The organism is Flavobacterium sp. 40-81, assembly GCF_001898245.1.
Taxonomy (GTDB): domain Bacteria; phylum Bacteroidota; class Bacteroidia; order Flavobacteriales; family Flavobacteriaceae; genus Flavobacterium; species Flavobacterium inviolabile.
The window spans coordinates 115,534-132,901 of the sequence record NZ_MKTM01000010.1; the positions used below are offsets into that span (position 1 = coordinate 115,534).

Here is a 17,368-nt window from a genome sequence, read left to right on the forward strand (position 1 = left end):
CTTTTTTATATTATCTGCAAACCCGTTAATACCTGCGGATTGCTCTTACTTTTTTTCCGTAGCTTTTATATTCCCACTCATTTATACTGGAATATTGCGTGTCATACGATTGCGCCTGATCCATGTTTTTTTCCGTAGACGACCAATATTCCCTTGGTGAAGCCGTTGGAATCGTATATGCCCCGACAGAACTTAAATAAAAGATTTTTAATTCTTCAATAGATGGTAAAAACCAATCATTAAGTCCGTTTACCGAATAGGCATCACAAACCTTTGCTGCCGTACCGTTATTAGTACATACCGACAGGATTCTTAGCGTATTCTCTAATCCGGAACCCACAATTGCCTGTGTCTGGCCTATTATTGATCCATAACATCCCCAGGTCATAACATTGGAACCATTATAAGTCAGATCATTCGGAGCTGCCTCCAGGTAACGCCATCCATTAGTTGTTTCTCCTTTATCATAAAACACATAACCTCCTGAAGCACCTATCTGACCTGCCGTTTTAAAACTTACTTCATTTCCATAGAACACTTCCCCATTATAATCTTTGCCATAACTTCTCACATAGTACACCGTATTCATGATCAATCCCTGTACTACTCTCGAATAATCACCCAAAGCATTAGGATCTGTCACCATACCCGTCATATTTACACTTGTCCCGTTTGTCAAACTTGGATTTGGCGAAGTACTGTAACAAAAACCTTTTTCGGCCACATTACCATAATGCGAATCATTCGAAATGACATTCCCGTTAAAAGAGGCTCTGTTAGTATATATTTCTTTTACTGCTGTTGTCGCCAACGAATATTTGAGTGGTGTAGTCATTGTAAGATTATTTCCGTAAACTATTCCGTTTCCGGTAACAGCATAGGCTCTCACATTATAGACACGCCCGCCAAGATCCAGTATATCCGTATATGGCGTAATTTTAAAGAAATTTCCGGTTCCGGATCCATCAGCTGCAATGTAGTTTGTTAAATCCTTGGTTGGATTAGTATTATACCCCCAACAGAATCCTCTTTCGTGGTAGCCATCACCTAATGACTGCACTGTAGCATTAAACTGAATATTCCCGCTGGGAAATGTAGTTGCCAATGTAACCAGAACAGGCGGTACAGCAGGCGTTGGCTCAGGATTTCCCGGGTTTCCTACAGAAGAATCGGAACTACACCCAATAAAGATTAAGAGAAATAATGAAAATAGTACTATTTTTTTCACAATAATTCATTTTAAAATTAAGGTGCCAAAAATAAAAAATCCCTCTAATAAAACATAAAATTCTTACTTTTTTCTATTTTCCGAAAGCTTTTTTATTAAATACGATCAGAATCCCTACTCCCACCGATATTGCCATATCGGCTACATTAAAAATAGCATTGAAGAATGTGAAATGCTTACCGCCCCACAATGGCAGCCATTTGGGCAGGTTACCTTCCCAGATAGGGAAATACAGCATGTCTACTACTTTTCCGTGAAACCACGTTCCGTAAGGGTTGGAAGCAAATAATGATGCCGGTTCATGGAAGCTGTCGTTAAAGATAACGCCGTAAAAAACAGAGTCAATAATATTCCCGAAAGCTCCGGCTAATATTAAAGCCACCGCTACAATCAGGTAATTCGAACTGTTCTTTTTCACGGAATCATACAACCAGTATCCGATACCGCAAACTGCTACAATTCTAAAAAGTGTCAGAAATAATTTCCCATAAGTTCCCGGAATTTCAGCTCCCCAGGCCATACCTTCATTTTCAATAAAATGAATTCTAAACCATTCAAAAACATAAACCTCATCATTCAATACAAAGTTTGTTTTGATATAGATTTTAGACAGCTGATCAATGATCAAAACCAATATGACTAATAAATAGGATTTTCTTAAGGACATTTTTTATAATTTGAGCACAAAAATAAGAGAATTATTGATATAAAAAACGCTCCATACGGAGCGTTTTAAAAGATTTTGAAAAGATTAACGTTGTAAATTCTTCGCTTCAATACTCATTGTAGCATGCGGAACTAATTTCAATCTTTCCTTGTTTATTAATTTTCCGGTTACCTTACAGATACCATACGTTTTATTTTCAATACGGATTAACGCATTTTTCAAATCTCTGATAAATTTTTCCTGACGGATAGCCAGTTGTGAATTCGCTTCTTTAGACATGGTTTCGCTACCTTCTTCAAATGCTTTAAAGGTTGGTGACGTATCGTCTGTACCATTATTAAGGTCATTCATGTAGGCGCTTTTAATCAAATCCAAATCCGCTTTTGCTTTTTCCATCTTTTTCAAGATTAATTCTTTGAACTCAGCTAAATCAGCGTCGGAATATCTTATTTTTTCATCCACCATAATTTCTTTTATTTTGAAATTAATACTCTTGTTTTAATGTCATCAAACTCAATTTCTATACCATTGTTGATGTTTTCTTCAAAAATTAAGGCTTCGGTTAACGTTTCTGACTTTATATAGGACTCATTGCTCAAGATTGCATTTTCTAATTGCACATTTTTTTGCAGATGAACTTTAATTTTATCCGTTACTTCAAATCCCGAATCTTTTCTGATATTCTGGATACGGTTAACTAACTCTCTGGCGATTCCCTCTTTCCTTAACTCATCAGATATGGTAATATCTAATGCCACTGTAATCCCTCCGGAATTTGCTACCAACCAACCCTCAATATCCTGTGAAGAAATCTCTACATCTTCAGTTGTTAAATTAACACTTTTTTCTGAGATAACAAGCGCCAGGCTGCCTTCTTTCTCCAATTGACTGATCTGCTCCTGAGTGAATTTTTGTATCTCACTGGAAATCAATCCCATATCTTTACCAAAGCGCGGTCCTAAAACTTTAAAATTAGGCTTGATTTGTTTCACCAATACCCCTGAAGCATCGTCTAAAAGCTCAATCTCCTTAACGTTTACTTCCGCTTTAATCAGGTCGGAAACCGCCTCAATTTCAGAACGTTGTTCTTCGTCAAGTACCGGAATCATTACCTTTTGCAATGGCTGACGCACTTTGATCATCTCCTTTTTACGCAGGGATAAAACCAGTGAAGAAATCGTTTGGGCTTTCTGCATTTTGCTCTCTAACGATTTATTAACAAAGTTTTCAACGTATTGCGGAAACTCGGCCAAATGTACACTATCATATTGTTCCGACTGTGTTGCCTGCGTTAAGTCTCTGTAAAGTTTATCCATAAAGAAAGGAGCAATTGGCGCACCCAGCTTCGAAACGGTTAACAAACAGCTGTATAAGGTTTGGTAGGCCGCGATTTTATCCTGGGCATATTCTCCTTTCCAGAAACGTCTTCTGCACAAACGCACATACCAGTTACTCAGATTTTCCTGAACGAAATCGGATATTGCCCGCGCCGCTTTTGTAGGCTCATAGTCTGCATAAAACTCATCCACATTCTTTACCAATGTATTCAGTTCCGACAGGATCCAACGGTCAATTTCCGGTCTTTCTTCCAGCGGCACTTCCGCTTCCTGGTATTGGAAACCGTCAATGTTCGCATACAAAGAGAAGAAAGAATAGGTATTATACAGGGTTCCGAAGAATTTACGTCGCACTTCTGCCACCCCTTCAATATCAAATTTCAGGTTGTCCCAAGGATTCGCATTCGAGATCATGTACCAACGCGTAGCATCCGGACCATATTCTTTTAAGGTTTCAAACGGGTCAACGGCATTTCCTAAACGTTTGGACATTTTCTGTCCGTTTTTATCCAATACCAGTCCGTTAGAAACTACGTTTTTATAGGCTACTTTATCAAATACCAGCGTAGCGATGGCATGCAAGGTATAAAACCATCCTCTGGTCTGGTCTACTCCCTCAGCAATAAAATCTGCCGGGAAAGCAATATTGTTATCCACCAGTTCTTTGTTTTCAAACGGGTAATGCCATTGTGCATACGGCATCGAACCACTATCGAACCATACGTCGATAAGATCGCTTTCCCGTTGCATCGGTTTTCCGTTTGGCGAAACCAGCGTGATCGTATCCACGATATTTTTATGAAGGTCTACCAAATCGTAGTTCTCTTCACTCATATTACCGATTTCAAATCCTTTAAACGGGTTTTCCGTTTGCAATCCTGCAGCTATTGCTTTTTCAATTTCCGCATATAATTCTGCTACCGAACCGATTATCAGCTCTTCCGATTTGTCTTCCGTTCTCCAGATAGGCAACGGAATTCCCCAATATCGGGAACGGGATAAGTTCCAGTCGTTTGCATTTTTCAACCAGTTTCCAAAACGTCCTTCTCCGGTTGCTTTCGGCTTCCAGTTGATCGTTTCGTTAAGGTCAAACATTCTATCCTTGATTTCGGTTACCTTGATAAACCAGGAATCCAACGGATAGTATAAAATAGGTTTGTCCGTTCTCCAGCAATGCGGGTAACTATGGACATATTTTTCTACCTTAAAAGCTTTATTCGCTTCTTTCAGCATGATGGCAATCTCTACATCAACGGAACGTTCCGGAGCTTCACCATCGTTATAATATTCATTCTTTACATATTTACCGCCCATCTCGGCTCCCATCTGTTTGATAAATTTACCTTGTAAATCTACCAGTGGAACCGGGTTTCCGGCATCATCCAATACTAACATCGGCGGCACTTCCGGCACTGCTTCTTTTGCTACTTTAGCATCATCCGCACCAAATGTAGGCGCCGTATGTACAATACCGGTACCATCTTCTGTGGTTACAAAATCACCCGGGATCACGCGGAAAGCGTTTTCCGGATGTTGATACGGTAATGTATAGGCTAACAATTGTTCGTACTGCGTTCCTACTAAATCTGCTCCTTTTGCTTCTGCCAGTACTGCATACGGGATCTTTTTATCTTCCTGTTTGTAGTTTTCAAAATCGGCATCACTTTCTGCCAGGAAATATTTCCCTGCAAACTGTTTTGCCAACAGCGGTTTTGCCAGAATGACATTTACCGGCTCGAACGTATACTGGTTGAAGGTTTTTACTAAAACATAATCGATTTTAGGTCCTACCGTTAAAGCGGTATTGGACGGTAACGTCCATGGCGTAGTTGTCCATGCCAGGAAATGGATCGTTCCGAAACCTTTTAAAAAATCCGGTAACGTTTCTTCTTTTGCTTTAAACTGCGCTACTATTGTTGTATCGGTAATATCCCGGTAACTTCCCGGCTGGTTAACCTCATGGGAACTCAGTCCGGTACCTGCTTTTGGCGAGTACGGCTGGATGGTATAGCCTTTGTACATCAGCTCTTTATCATAGATCTGCTTTAACAGCCACCAAACGCTTTCCATATATTTGGATTTGTAGGTAACATACGGATCTTCCATATCTACCCAGTAGCCCATTTTTTCGGTCAGGTCATTCCACACGTCTGTATAACGCATAACGGTTCTTTTACACGCTTCGTTATATTCTGCAATGGTAATCCTGGTACCGATATCTTCTTTCGTGATTCCCAGTTCTTTTTCCGTTCCTAACTCTACCGGAAGTCCGTGAGTATCCCAGCCTGCTTTACGCTTTACCTGGAATCCTTTTTGAGTTTTATAACGACAAAAAATATCCTTAATGGAACGTGCCATCACGTGGTGAATACCCGGCAATCCGTTTGCTGAAGGTGGTCCTTCAAAAAACACGAATGGCTGGTTTCCTTCACGCGAAGTGATACTCTTTTCAAAGATGTTTTGCTCTTTCCAAAAATCAAGCACCTCAGATGCTACTGTTGGCAAATCAAGTCCTTTGTATTCAGTAAATTTCGTACTCATTTTGTCGTTTTTTCTAATCAATTCGCGAAAGTACGGATTTTTGAATAATTCTTAGTTAAGACAATTAGAAAATAGCAGTTTGCAAAGCCTTTTTAGGAAAAAACTTCTTTGAGCACATCCAGTGACCGGGGTTTTTTAAAACCGTCAAAATGAAAAGTATAATAATCGAGTAGTATTCTAAGTAGTATTTGCCTTTCCATTCCGTTAAACACCTTTTGATCGCTGTCGAATTTCAGGTCTTTGAGCTTTTTGAAAAGCCGGGTTTCGTGTTCGGAAAGACAGCTTATTCCGTGAAAGGGCACAAACATGCCTTCGGTCATTTCAAAAAAAGGCAGCCCGTCATCCGAAGTATCCGGATAAAAGCCTAAAAATTTAGTCATTTCCAGCAACAGCATCAGGTGGAAGTTAGCAACCTCATCGTGATTGTCCAGCCATAGCAAGGCTGTTTCCAGAAAGGAAAAAAGGTTTCCGTTTCTTTCTTCTTCCTTGATGGTATTGTGCAGCATCTCGGAAAGAAACATGACAATTGTACTTTTTACAATATCAATATTAATGGAAGCATACGGCGTTGAAAGTTTGATTTCCTTAAAACGCTCCAACGTTCCTTTATTCTTATGACTCGCTTCTATTTCCAATAGTGTCAGCGGCTGAAAATAGGCTATTTTCTGATTGCTCTTTTTACCGGAAAAGGCACTTTGCACAAAATAGGATTTCAGTCCGTCCGATTCCGTAAAGCATTTTACGATCAGGCTTTTTTCCTGATATTTAAGGGCACTAAGAACGATTGCTTTTGTTTTAACAAGCATCTTTTACTGTATTGGAATGATGGCAATTATTCGGGAATATAGCCATTAACGGATAATCATTACTTTTTTCACTTTTGTTTCGGCACCGTCATCAGAAGCAATAAAAATCATGTAAACACCGGAGGCTACTTTATATTTTCCGAATGCCGTAGTATCCCACATCACCGTTCCTCCCTGCGAAGTGGTTTCAAAAACCAGGTTTCCTTCAATATCGGTGATTTTCACATTGGCTTTATCAATCAATCCGCTGATGTTTACTTCACCGCTAAATCCGGGACGTACCGGGTTTGGAAACACATATACATTGTTCAGGTCATCATTGGCCTTTGTTGCCGTTCCTTTAAAAGAAACCAGCCCTTTATCGGTGGCAAAAAATACTTCTCCGGTGACGCCGTCAATTTCAATATCGTTGATATTGTTACTTGGCAACGGTGAGTTTTCTTTTGTAAACTTGTGCAGTACACTTTGTCCGTTTGGAGAAACCTGAAAAACACCGGCATCTGCAATCGCTATCCATTTATTATTGGACCCGTCCACAGCAATATCCGTGATACTCTGCTGATAGAAAAGCTCCTGAGCCAGATTGTCTTCCAGAATGATAATCGCATTTGTTGTTAGTGTTGTTTCACTTAAAAACCGATCGACACTCGGCAATATTCTCAACCCTTTATAGGTACCGATCCACAGTTGGTTCTTCGTATCGATTGCCACTGCTCTCACATCATTATCCGGAAGATTTCCCTCATCGGCACCTGTTTTGATCAGTATAAATTTGTTCCCGTAGTTTTCATTAAAGGCAATCACCCCATTATATAAAGACGGGATCCATTTGGTATTGTTCTTATCCACAACAATAGTGCTGTAACTATCGTCTTTGGGCGCTACCGTTACGTTGCTCAAATCGTAAGAAGCCCATTGGTTATCGGTCTTTAAAACTTTTAAGCCTTTATTGACCCTGCTGTTTGTCATCCACAGGTTTCCTTTTTTATCAAAAGCCGGTCCGTTTACCCTTACATCATTAACCGGCGGCGGTAACAATGATTCCAGTCCGTTTGTTCCGGTATTCAAATTGGTATAAAGAGCGGACAAACTGTTGCCTTCTATCTTTAAAAGTCCGGAATAAAAAGAACTTACAAAAACCTGGTTCTCGTTATTCGGGTTAACCGCAATACGGCTCAGTGATTTTGCCTCTGCCAGGTTTTCATAGGGAATTAGCGACCAGCCGACATTGTCCACAAACTTACTGATCCCGTAAGAATCCAACGGATACGGATTATAGGTTCTGGTATAATCACCATACACTGCCCATAAAGCACTCGGCGCTTTTTTCAGTGAAAAGATCCTGTTTTTAAAAGGTCCGTTCGGGGTGTTATTCTCAAAGCTCATCGGGTTCAATACCGTTGTACTGAACATCCCCCTGTCTTTTGTCCCGATAAAAATATTGTTCCCGGCAGCAACAGCACAGGTAAAGGTCGTTACGACATCCGGAATCTGGGTAATATGCGCCTGCAAGACCATTACATTATCAAAAACATAAACATGATTTGCCGAAGTATACACCAGTTTATCATTGGCAGCCTTAAAATCGACAGCCTGTTGTCCGGTGGTATAAACTTCCTGGATCGCCGCATTGGTATAACTGTAAATACGGTTATTGGTATTCGCCAGGAATAATTTATTGTTTAAGGTCACCGCTCCCAGCCAGCTTCCGGAATCAAATTCCTGCCATTGTGCAAAATCCACTAAATTGGGATTCCCCACACTTGCTCTACGGATACCGTTATTCCGGGTTACGGCATAGATGAAACCGTTAAATATAGTGGTCTGCAAAACTTCTACTTCCTGTCCGGCCGGACCAATAAAATAGGTGTCGCCAAACTCTGAAGTGGCAAGATTGTACACACATACTCCGAAATCGCAGGAAATATAAAGCTTTCCGTCACTTTCATACAGGTGGTTTATTTTTTTCTTATTGGGTGCTATTGAAGGCTTGTTCACAATATCCACAACATTAAAAATGCTGCCGTCCGCTTCATTGACAATCAGCAGCAAGCCGTTATTATTCCCGACAAATGTTTTATTCTTCGTGACACTAAAATGCAAAGCCGTTATCGTTTCGGCTTTAAGTCCGTTAATTGATGTGGTGGTCTTCAGTTCATTTGTAATCAGGCTTTTCGAGAAAACCGCATTTTCAGAAGACGTAAAAACCCGTATTGGAGTTGCTGCAATATCAGTTACTTCCGCATACGAAAAAAAACCTCTCCACAATTGATTTTGCTGAGCGAATGAACTAACAGTGGTAATCAGTATTAAAAAAATATAAAGTGTTTTTTTCATTAACGGAATATTGATTTACAAATATAGACTAAAACGCAATTATTTTCTCTTTTGTATAATTCTTATCACAAAGATTCACTATCTTTAAAAAGAAGGATCGTTTTGTTAATCTCAAAGCAACATTTTGGTTTTATCCATTATATTTTCAACATATTATCATTTTTTTATTACGGTGAAATATGTTTTTATATATTTGTCAAGAAAAGTTATTATTTTTTAGTGAAAATGCCTAGAAAAATTGTAAACCTCCTATTAGCTCTGGCTTTAGGAACCAGTTATTCCGTAAAAGCTCAGTTCGGTTTTTCTCATGAAATTGGGGTTATCGCCGGTCCTGTGGCTTTCCAGTCTGATTATGGAGAAAGAAGCGATTTTAAAACCGATGCCGGTAATACCGGTTTTGGAGTTGGTATTGTGCATTATCTCAACTTTTCATACCGCGCCGAGTGTAATTGTTATACTCCTGAAACATATTTCAACGATCACTTCAAACTTCGTACAGAGTTATCATACAGCAAAACAAAATTAAAACATTTCGGGCAATGGGTACAGGACAGCAAACAGTCTGTTATGGCCAATCAGCTTAGAGGGATGCGAGGTTCGACTGCTGTAACCGACGTTGGAATGCAGCTGGAATATTTCCCTTTGAGTATTCGTGATTTCTCCGTTACTCCGGGTGCATGGGCTCCGTTTGTGAGTCTGGGTGCACATTTCAGCTTTTACGATACCGAAGCGTATTCTACTTTAGGGCCAAACCTGGGTACCAATCCTAATGTAACACCTACAAAATATATGGGCGCTGTGAAAAATGACGGCGGTAATGCATGGTCAATCGTTTCCAGTGTCGGAACACGTTATAAACTAACGGAATTATCGGATTTAATGATTGATTTACGTTTCCAATATTATTTCTCCAACTGGGTTGACGGTTTAAATCCTGATCCGAACATCTACACAGAAAACAAAGCAAACGACTGGTTAGTCTGGTTAAACGTAGGTTATATCTACTACCTGAATTAACAGTACACGATAACAATAAAAAAAACCGGGAGATTCCCGGTTTTTTTGTGCTTGTATTTTAATGGCGCTTATGCTAAAGCCTGTTTTAAGTCTTCGATAAGATCATCGATATCCTCTACCCCAACGCTCAAACGTACCAGGTCATCCGAAATACCAATTTCCTTACGTTTGTCTTCCGGTATCGAAGCATGCGTCATTAAGGCCGGATGGTTCGCTAACGATTCTACTCCGCCTAATGATTCCGCCAAAGTGAATACTGATACTTTTTCAAGGAAGTCAATCGCATCTTCTTTCTTGCCGGACTTGAACGTAAATGTTACCATTCCGCCAAAACCGCCAATCATTTGTTTTTTAGCAATTTCATGAAAAGGATGTGATTCCAGTCCAGGGTAATACACTTTTTCAACCTTAGGATGGTTCACTAAAAATTCCGCTACTTTAGCACCGTTTTCACAATGTCTTTGTACTCTTAAATGCAGGGTTTTAATTCCTCTTAGTACCAGGAACGAATCCTGTGGTCCTAATGTGGCTCCGGTTGCAAATTGCTGAAAATGCAATTGGTCACCCAATGCTTTATCTTTCACAATCAACGCTCCGGCAATCACATCGGAGTGTCCTCCTAAATATTTTGTAGCCGAGTGCATTACAATATCCGCTCCCAGATCCAATGGTTTTTGAAGATAAGGTGTTGCAAACGTATTATCGACTGCAAAAATGATTTTATGTTTTTGCGTAATGGTTGCAATAGCTGCAATATCGGCCAGTTTCATCAAAGGATTCGTTGGTGTTTCCACCCAAACCAATTTGGTATTGGCATTAATCAACGATTCGAATTTTTCCAGATCATTCATATCCACAAAATGGAAAACAATTCCGGAATCTTTATAGATACGGGTAAACATTCTGTATGTTCCACCGTATAAATCGTCCATAGCAATTACCTCATCACCTGCTTTTAACGATCTCAAAACGCAATCGGTAGCCGCAAGACCTGAAGAAAAAGCCAAACCGCGTGTTCCGTTTTCAATACTGGCTAAGGCATTTTCCAAAGCTGTTCTTGTAGGATTCGCCGCACGGCTGTATTCGTACTCATTCAAAGGCACACCAGGACTTGTCTGTACATACGTAGAGGTCTGATATACAGGCGGCATTACAGCCCCTGTACTGGAATCATGGTGCTGACCACCATGTATAGCTTTTGTATTAAATTTCATAAATCTGTTCTTTATTTACCAAATAAACTAAGCAAATTTACCCTTTATTTTCTGTTGACAATATAGAAAATTGTACCTTTATGAATTATTAACACATTTTTACCATGAAACATATCGCTTATTTTCTTCTAATCGGACTTTTAACAGTCAGCTGCCAGAAAAAAGAAATACAATTCGAGAATATCGTATATGAAAAACAGAGTAAAACACCTTGTGATTCCTCCTGTACTCAGGTAAAAATCAATGTTCCTATAGCCGAAAACAGTCCTGTAGTTGAGGACAGCATCAACAATGCCGTATTCAATACGGTACGGGAGATCATCTATTTTGGCGAAAAACCATACAATGCTTCCAACTACACCCAGCTGATGGATTTATTCATCAAATCGTATACGGATGTGACCACCCAATTCCCGGATGACCACATGCCGGTATGGGAAGCCAGTATTGACGGACAAATAGCCTATCATTCGGACAAGGTTATCAACATCACTTTAAAACATTACACCTTTACCGGCGGTGCCCACGGATATAGCGGTTTACGCTCCATTCTTGTTCATGCCGAAACCGGAAAGACCATTACAGAAAAAGACTTTTTAAAAGATAAAAAAGGACTAACCGCTTTTGCAGAGAAAAAGTTCCGCGAGAAATTCAAAATACCGGCAAACAAACCTATTAACGAAGGCGGACTGATGTTTGAAGACGAGGTTTTTCAATTGCCGCAAACGTATGTTTTCTCCGATAAAGGCCTGATCCTTTACTACAACACTTACGAAATCGCTCCTTATGTTGACGGTCCGCGGGAACTGCTCTTATCCTATGATGCGCTGGAGCCTTATCTGATCCTTAAATAAACTTGCGGATGCTCATGATAATGCCTGTATGAATACCTTCATGGTAATTATTGAATTCAATCGCTTCTGCAGCGTTTTTAATCACAAAACCTGACATCGTTTTAAATTCGGTATACTCCTGAAACAGCCCGGTATTATAATCCTTTTCGGTGGTATCGATAGTGGTGTGCAGCAGTTTTTTAACGGCTTCCACTTCTGCCGCAGTAACATCTGCCTCCGGTTTTGTACCGCGTTTGTATTTTTCCACCATTTCATCCGATACCTGCATCTGCAATCCGGATAATTTATATACCAGCATTTGCTGTACCACCACAATATGGGCAATATTCCAGATCAGGTTATTACTAAATCCGGCCGGTACTTTATTGAGTTGTTCCAGAGAATGGCTTTCCAAAACAGCTAAAAGTTTATCCCTGCTGTTTCTTGAAATATCAAAACTTGTTTTCATACTTTTCTTTTCCGCTAATGTAGTCAAAAGATAAATTCAAAAAAGAGCCGGTTTCTCCAGAAACTAAAAATGAATCCGATTCGCTTATATTCGTTAAGTTTCTTACTATTTTTGCAGCAACATTTTTTTGACAATTATCATGAGAAAAATATACCATTTAAAAACCTGCGATACCTGCAAACGCATTTTAAAATCCCTTCCAAATCTGGACACTTTCGAATTACAGGACATTAAAGAAGCTCCTGTGACGGTAAAACAACTGGAAGAAATCCATGCCATTACCGGTAATTATGAAGTGCTTTTCAGCAAAAGAGCCAAACTGTATAAAGAAATGGGTTTAAAAGATGAAGTCCTGACAGAAGCCGATTACAAACGGTATATTTTAGAGCATTATACTTTTTTAAGCCGTCCGGTTATTCTTATTGACGGAAAAGCTTTTGTGGGAAACAGCCCTAAAGTGGTTGCCGCAGCTATTGCATTCCTGGGCTAAATGAGCAAACGTACTTATGCCTTGATGGCTGCCTGGACGGTAGCGATCATTTATGGGGTGACCTTTACGATTGCTAAGGATGTCATGCCTGCTTATGTGGATGCTTTCGGTTTTATTTTTATGCGCGTAGGCGGTTCAACCTTATTGTTCTGGCTGGCTTCGATAGGAATTAACCGGCTCAACCCTGCCAAAAAGCAAAAAATCGACAAAAAGGATTTCTTCCGGATTATTGCTGCCGCCTTTTTTGGCGTGGCGTTTAACATGCTTACTTTTTTTAAGGGATTAAGCTATACTTCTCCCATTATGGGTGCCGTTTTAATGGTCACCACACCCATGATCGTTCTGGTTTTGTCGGCTATTATTATGCGGGAACGCATGCAGCGGCAAAAAGTAGCCGGTATTTTCCTGGGACTTGCCGGAACGGTACTTTTGATTCTTTACGGAAAGTCGATGATTAACGCCCCAAATGCGGCCCTCGGCAACTTTTTAGTCTTTGTAAATGCCGTTTCTTATGGTTTTTACCTTATCCTGGTTAAAAAATTAATGGACAAATACAGTCCGTACACCTTTGTAAAATGGATTTATCTTTTTGGTTTTATAATGGTAATTCCTTTCGGATGGCAGGAATTTCAGCAAATCGAATGGCACAGTATGCCGCTTAGCGTCTATTGGAAAATCGGTTTTGTGATTGTGGTTTCCACCTTCCTGACGTATTTACTCAACTTACTATCCATGAAAGAGTTAAAACCCACAACCGTTGCGGTTTTCATTTACCTGCAGCCTTTTTTCGCTTCCATTTTTGCAATAAGCCTGGGCAAAGACGAGCTGAGCTGGGTAAAAACAGGCTCCTCCCTTTTAATTTTTTTAGGCGTTTATCTGGTTACGCAGAAAAAGGAGAAACAAACTGACAAAAAAGGGATTACTTAACTTTTTTAACATACTGAACTCTTTTTAGTACATTTGTAGCTATTACATTTTTATATGATACAATCGATGACTGGTTTCGGCAAGGCTTCTTTGCAATTGCCAACCAAAAAAATTACTATAGAAATTAAGTCTTTAAACAGTAAAGGGCTCGACCTTAACGTTCGTATGCCTTCTGTTTTTCGCGAAATGGAATTGGGACTTCGCAATCAGATTGCACAACAGCTGGAACGCGGAAAAGTTGATTTCTCCCTATACATTGAAGTTACCGGAGAAGAAACGTCAACAAAAGTTAACGCCCCGATTGTAAAAGCGTATATGAATCAGATGCGCGATATCCTTCCGGATGCCGACATTACCGAATTGATGAAAATGGCGGTTCGGATGCCGGATGCCTTAAAAACAGAACGGGATGAAATTGACGAAAACGAATGGAAACACATCCAGAATGTGGTAACAGAAGCATTGGTTAACATCAATAATTTCCGAAAAGATGAAGGCGCTTCACTGGAAAAAGAATTCCGTTTGAGAATTGCCAACATCCGCAGTTTTATGGAACAGGCACTGGTTTTAGATCCGGAAAGAATCCAGGCAATCAAAGAACGTTTGCAGCATGCTATTTCGGAATTGCAGGTCAATGTTGACGAAAACCGATTTGAACAGGAGCTTATATATTATCTTGAAAAATTAGACGTCACGGAAGAAAAAGTCCGCCTGACCAACCATCTGGATTATTTCCTGGAAACCCTTTCCGGACAGGAAGCAAACGGTAGAAAACTGGGATTCATCACTCAGGAAATGGGACGTGAAATCAACACTATGGGTTCCAAATCGAATCATGCCGGAATGCAGAAACTGGTCGTTCAGATGAAAGACGAATTAGAAAAAATTAAAGAACAGGTTTTAAATGTTTTATAACAGCTAAAACTTCACAATACAACAGCATGAATACAGGAGGAAAACTAATTGTTTTTTCAGCACCGTCCGGTTCCGGAAAAACAACAATTGTAAGACACTTATTGGGCAAAGAAGATCTGAACCTTGAATTTTCAATTTCGGCTACTTCCCGCGCCCCAAGAGGTGAAGAAATAAACGGAACCGATTATTATTTCATTTCGCTGGAAAGCTTCAAACAACACATTAAAGCCGAAGATTTTTTAGAGTGGGAAGAAGTTTACCGCGATAATTTTTACGGTACTTTAAAAACCGAAGTGGAACGCATCTGGGCCAAAGGCAAAAATGTTATTTTCGACATTGACGTTGCCGGCGGATTGCGTATCAAGAAAAAATTTCCAGACGAAACCTTAGCGGTTTTTGTGAAACCTCCGAGTATTGACGAATTAAAGATCCGTTTGAAAAAACGTTCTACCGAAAGTGAAGACAAGATCAACATGCGTATCGCCAAGGCATCTGTTGAGCTGGCTACAGCGCCGCAGTTTGACAAAATCATAAAAAACTATGATCTGGACACTGCCAAACAGGAAGCATACGAACTGGTTAGAGATTTTGTAAAATAGTTTCCCTTTATTATCGGAATACATTCATAAAATAACGCTGCAAATGAAAATAGGGCTTTATTTCGGAACGTTCAACCCCATCCATATCGGCCACCTGATTATTGCCAATCACATGGCAGAAAATACCGATATGGATCAGATCTGGATGATTGTAACACCACACAATCCCCACAAAAAGAAAAACACCTTACTGGACGATCACCATCGGCTGCAAATGGTCTTTTTAGCAACATCCGAATATCCCAAAATAAAGCCTTCCGACATTGAGTTTAAGCTCTCTCAGCCCAATTATACGGTTAATACGCTGGCACATTTGCAGGAAAAATATCCGCAGCACGAATTTTCACTGATTATGGGTGAAGACAATCTGAATTCGCTGCACAAATGGAAAAACTATGAAGTGATCCTGAACAATCACAACATTTATGTCTATCCGAGAATTTCGTCCGAAATTGTTTCCGGCGAGTTCATCAATCACCCGAAAATCCACAGAGTCGGTGCTCCGGTCATTGAGCTTTCCTCTACCTTTATCCGGGAGAACATCAAAAAAGGAAAAAACATTACCCCCATGCTGCCCGGCAAGGTTTGGGAGTATATCGACCACAATCTTTTCTATAAAAAATAACCTTTACACGCTGACAATCAGCGTTATTTTTTTATTTTCTATTAACATAGTTTTAAAAGTGATTGGAATAATCTTCCCTAAATTTGAACTGTAAATAATTCAAATCAAAATCGCTATGTTAAATTTTGAACTATATAATCCTACCAATTTAGTCTTTGGAAAAGGACAAACCGAAAAATTAGCCCAGCTGGTTCCGCAAAACAGTAAAATATTACTGGCTTACGGTGGTGGCAGCATTTTCAAAAACGGTGTTTACGATCAGGTAAAAACGGCTTTAAGCGGTTTTGAAATCGTAGAATTCGGAGGTATTGAACCGAATCCCCGTTATGAAACATTAATGAAAGCTGTTGCGGTTATTAAAGAGCAGAAGCTGGATTTTATCCTGGCTGTTGGCGGCGGATCTGTGATTGACGGTGTTAAATTCATTTCGGCAGCCGTTAACTTCGAAGGCAATCCTATGGAAATTCTTCACAAAAGACTTTTAATCAAGGAAAACGCCATGCCGTTTGGAACGGTATTGACCTTACCGGCAACAGGAAGCGAAATGAATTCCGGAGCCGTTATCACGATCAATGAAACACAGGAAAAACTGTCGTTTGGCGGTTCGGCACTGTTTCCGAAATTTTCCATCTGTGATCCTACCGTTATTGCTTCTTTACCGAAAAGACAATTGCAGAACGGAGTGATTGATGCCTATACCCACGTGATGGAGCAATACCTTACCTATCCTCATGATGCGCTTTTACAGGACCGCATTGCCGAAGGTATCCTGCAGACTTTAATTGAAATTGGTCCGGGTGTGGTGGACAATCCGACAGATTACAAACTGGCTTCCAATTTTATGTGGAGCTGTACGATGGCTTTAAACGGTCTGATCCAGAAAGGTGTTCCAACCGACTGGGCCACACACATGATCGGACATGAGTTAACCGCTTTATACGAAATTGACCATGCCAGAACACTGGCCATCATTGGCCCGAATCTGTACCGTGCCTTATTTGAAACCAAAAAAGAAAAATTAGCACAGTACGGCGAACGCATCTGGAATGTTACCGGTACTACCGTTGAAGAAAAAGCCTTACAGGCAATTGAAAAAACAGTTCAGTTTTTCCATATAATGGGTATGGAAACCAAGATTTCCAATTATACCCCGGATTATAAAAAAACAGCCGATTTTATTGTGGAACGTTTTGACCAGAGAGGCTGGAAAGCCATGGGAGAACGCCAGAACATCACTTTAGATAAAGTCCGCGAAATTGTGGAAATGAGCTACTAAAGCTTTTTTATAACACGACTTAAAAACGAAAGGCGCTCCTGAATTATATTCAGAGCGCCTTTCTTCACCAAAAACAAAAAATAGTAA

At 40.0% G+C, this 17,368-nt stretch carries 16 protein-coding genes; 8 read left to right on the top strand and 8 right to left on the bottom strand.

Features of this window, described 5'->3' with window-relative positions; translation table 11 throughout:
• Window positions 1-25 precede the first annotated feature (25 nt).
• From BGO42_RS03390 to porZ, 6 genes are all read right to left on the bottom strand, one after another.
• On the bottom strand, window positions 26-1,228 hold the full coding sequence (locus BGO42_RS03390) for an Lcl C-terminal domain-containing protein (protein WP_273245980.1): 1,203 nt from the start codon (window positions 1,226-1,228) through the stop codon (window positions 26-28).
• Between the two features lie 73 nt (window positions 1,229-1,301).
• The gene (locus tag BGO42_RS03395) at window positions 1,302-1,895 is read right to left on the bottom strand and encodes a lipoprotein signal peptidase (RefSeq protein ID WP_177731125.1); all 594 of its coding nucleotides are present in this window, start codon (window positions 1,893-1,895) and stop codon (window positions 1,302-1,304) included.
• 84 nt (window positions 1,896-1,979) lie between these two features.
• Complete coding sequence (locus BGO42_RS03400) at window positions 1,980-2,360, bottom strand: TraR/DksA family transcriptional regulator (protein ID WP_177731123.1); 381 nt, start codon at window positions 2,358-2,360, stop codon at window positions 1,980-1,982.
• 8 nt (window positions 2,361-2,368) lie between these two features.
• The gene (gene ileS / locus BGO42_RS03405) at window positions 2,369-5,773 is read right to left on the bottom strand and encodes an isoleucine--tRNA ligase (protein WP_273245976.1); all 3,405 of its coding nucleotides are present in this window, start codon (window positions 5,771-5,773) and stop codon (window positions 2,369-2,371) included.
• Between the two features lie 92 nt (window positions 5,774-5,865).
• On the bottom strand, window positions 5,866-6,579 hold the full coding sequence (recO, locus tag BGO42_RS03410) for a DNA repair protein RecO (protein ID WP_273245974.1): 714 nt from the start codon (window positions 6,577-6,579) through the stop codon (window positions 5,866-5,868).
• Window positions 6,580-6,624: 45 nt separating this feature from the next.
• Entirely contained in the window at window positions 6,625-8,916 is a 2,292-nt protein-coding gene (gene porZ, locus BGO42_RS03415; protein ID WP_273245972.1) for a type IX secretion system anionic LPS delivery protein PorZ, read from the bottom strand.
• 225 nt (window positions 8,917-9,141) lie between these two features.
• Between porZ and BGO42_RS03420 the strand changes: the two genes are divergently transcribed.
• Window positions 9,142-9,933, top strand: a complete 792-nt coding sequence (locus tag BGO42_RS03420) for a THC0290_0291 family protein (protein ID WP_177731115.1) — start codon at window positions 9,142-9,144, stop codon at window positions 9,931-9,933.
• 68 nt (window positions 9,934-10,001) lie between these two features.
• Here the strand turns inward: BGO42_RS03420 and BGO42_RS03425 are convergent, their stop codons facing one another.
• Entirely contained in the window at window positions 10,002-11,147 is a 1,146-nt protein-coding gene (locus BGO42_RS03425) for a cystathionine gamma-synthase (RefSeq protein WP_273245971.1), read from the bottom strand.
• Between the two features lie 104 nt (window positions 11,148-11,251).
• Here BGO42_RS03425 and BGO42_RS03430 point away from each other — a divergent pair, with 104 nt between their 5' ends.
• Window positions 11,252-12,001 (top strand): DUF3298 and DUF4163 domain-containing protein, encoded by a 750-nt coding sequence (locus BGO42_RS03430; RefSeq protein ID WP_246297032.1) that lies wholly within the window; start codon window positions 11,252-11,254, stop codon window positions 11,999-12,001.
• Here the strand turns inward: BGO42_RS03430 and BGO42_RS03435 are convergent.
• Window positions 11,994-12,449 carry a DinB family protein gene (locus BGO42_RS03435; RefSeq protein ID WP_273245970.1) on the bottom strand — a complete coding sequence of 152 codons (456 nt, stop codon included), beginning with the start codon at window positions 12,447-12,449 and terminating at the stop codon, window positions 11,994-11,996. The genes BGO42_RS03430 and BGO42_RS03435 overlap by 8 nt on opposite strands.
• Before the next feature lie 139 nt (window positions 12,450-12,588).
• Here BGO42_RS03435 and BGO42_RS03440 point away from each other — a divergent pair, with 139 nt between their 5' ends.
• The 6 genes from BGO42_RS03440 to BGO42_RS03465 all read left to right on the top strand — a co-directional run bounded on the left by BGO42_RS03440 (window position 12,589) and on the right by BGO42_RS03465 (window position 17,281).
• Window positions 12,589-12,939 (top strand): arsenate reductase family protein, encoded by a 351-nt coding sequence (locus BGO42_RS03440; RefSeq protein ID WP_177731109.1) that lies wholly within the window; start codon window positions 12,589-12,591, stop codon window positions 12,937-12,939.
• Entirely contained in the window at window positions 12,940-13,866 is a 927-nt protein-coding gene (locus BGO42_RS03445; protein ID WP_273245968.1) for a DMT family transporter, read from the top strand. It begins immediately after the preceding gene.
• A 54-nt stretch (window positions 13,867-13,920) separates the two neighbouring features.
• Entirely contained in the window at window positions 13,921-14,781 is an 861-nt protein-coding gene (locus BGO42_RS03450) for a YicC/YloC family endoribonuclease (protein ID WP_177731105.1), read from the top strand.
• A 26-nt stretch (window positions 14,782-14,807) separates the two neighbouring features.
• The gene (gene gmk, locus BGO42_RS03455) at window positions 14,808-15,380 is read left to right on the top strand and encodes a guanylate kinase (protein WP_273245966.1); all 573 of its coding nucleotides are present in this window, start codon (window positions 14,808-14,810) and stop codon (window positions 15,378-15,380) included.
• Window positions 15,381-15,423: 43 nt separating this feature from the next.
• The gene (nadD, locus tag BGO42_RS03460) at window positions 15,424-16,005 is read left to right on the top strand and encodes a nicotinate (nicotinamide) nucleotide adenylyltransferase (protein WP_177731101.1); all 582 of its coding nucleotides are present in this window, start codon (window positions 15,424-15,426) and stop codon (window positions 16,003-16,005) included.
• Between the two features lie 115 nt (window positions 16,006-16,120).
• On the top strand, window positions 16,121-17,281 hold the full coding sequence (locus BGO42_RS03465) for an iron-containing alcohol dehydrogenase (protein WP_177731099.1): 1,161 nt from the start codon (window positions 16,121-16,123) through the stop codon (window positions 17,279-17,281).
• Window positions 17,282-17,368: the final 87 nt, after the last annotated feature.

Bases quoted from the DNA above. Each gene is read 5' to 3' on its own strand.
- BGO42_RS03395 (WP_177731125.1), bottom strand. From the start codon at position 1,895: ATGTCCTTAAGAAAATCCTATTTATTAGTCATATTGGTTTTGATCATT.
- BGO42_RS03400 (WP_177731123.1), bottom strand. From the start codon at position 2,360: ATGGTGGATGAAAAAATAAGATATTCCGACGCTGATTTAGCTGAGTTC.
- ileS (WP_273245976.1), bottom strand. From the start codon at position 5,773: ATGAGTACGAAATTTACTGAATACAAAGGACTTGATTTGCCAACAGTA.
- recO (WP_273245974.1), bottom strand. From the start codon at position 6,579: ATGCTTGTTAAAACAAAAGCAATCGTTCTTAGTGCCCTTAAATATCAG.
- porZ (WP_273245972.1), bottom strand. From the start codon at position 8,916: ATGAAAAAAACACTTTATATTTTTTTAATACTGATTACCACTGTTAGT.
- BGO42_RS03420 (WP_177731115.1), top strand. From the start codon at position 9,142: ATGCCTAGAAAAATTGTAAACCTCCTATTAGCTCTGGCTTTAGGAACC.
- BGO42_RS03425 (WP_273245971.1), bottom strand. From the start codon at position 11,147: ATGAAATTTAATACAAAAGCTATACATGGTGGTCAGCACCATGATTCC.
- BGO42_RS03430 (WP_246297032.1), top strand. From the start codon at position 11,252: ATGAAACATATCGCTTATTTTCTTCTAATCGGACTTTTAACAGTCAGC.
- BGO42_RS03435 (WP_273245970.1), bottom strand. From the start codon at position 12,449: ATGAAAACAAGTTTTGATATTTCAAGAAACAGCAGGGATAAACTTTTA.
- BGO42_RS03440 (WP_177731109.1), top strand. From the start codon at position 12,589: ATGAGAAAAATATACCATTTAAAAACCTGCGATACCTGCAAACGCATT.
- BGO42_RS03445 (WP_273245968.1), top strand. From the start codon at position 12,940: ATGAGCAAACGTACTTATGCCTTGATGGCTGCCTGGACGGTAGCGATC.
- BGO42_RS03450 (WP_177731105.1), top strand. From the start codon at position 13,921: ATGATACAATCGATGACTGGTTTCGGCAAGGCTTCTTTGCAATTGCCA.
- gmk (WP_273245966.1), top strand. From the start codon at position 14,808: ATGAATACAGGAGGAAAACTAATTGTTTTTTCAGCACCGTCCGGTTCC.
- nadD (WP_177731101.1), top strand. From the start codon at position 15,424: ATGAAAATAGGGCTTTATTTCGGAACGTTCAACCCCATCCATATCGGC.
- BGO42_RS03465 (WP_177731099.1), top strand. From the start codon at position 16,121: ATGTTAAATTTTGAACTATATAATCCTACCAATTTAGTCTTTGGAAAA.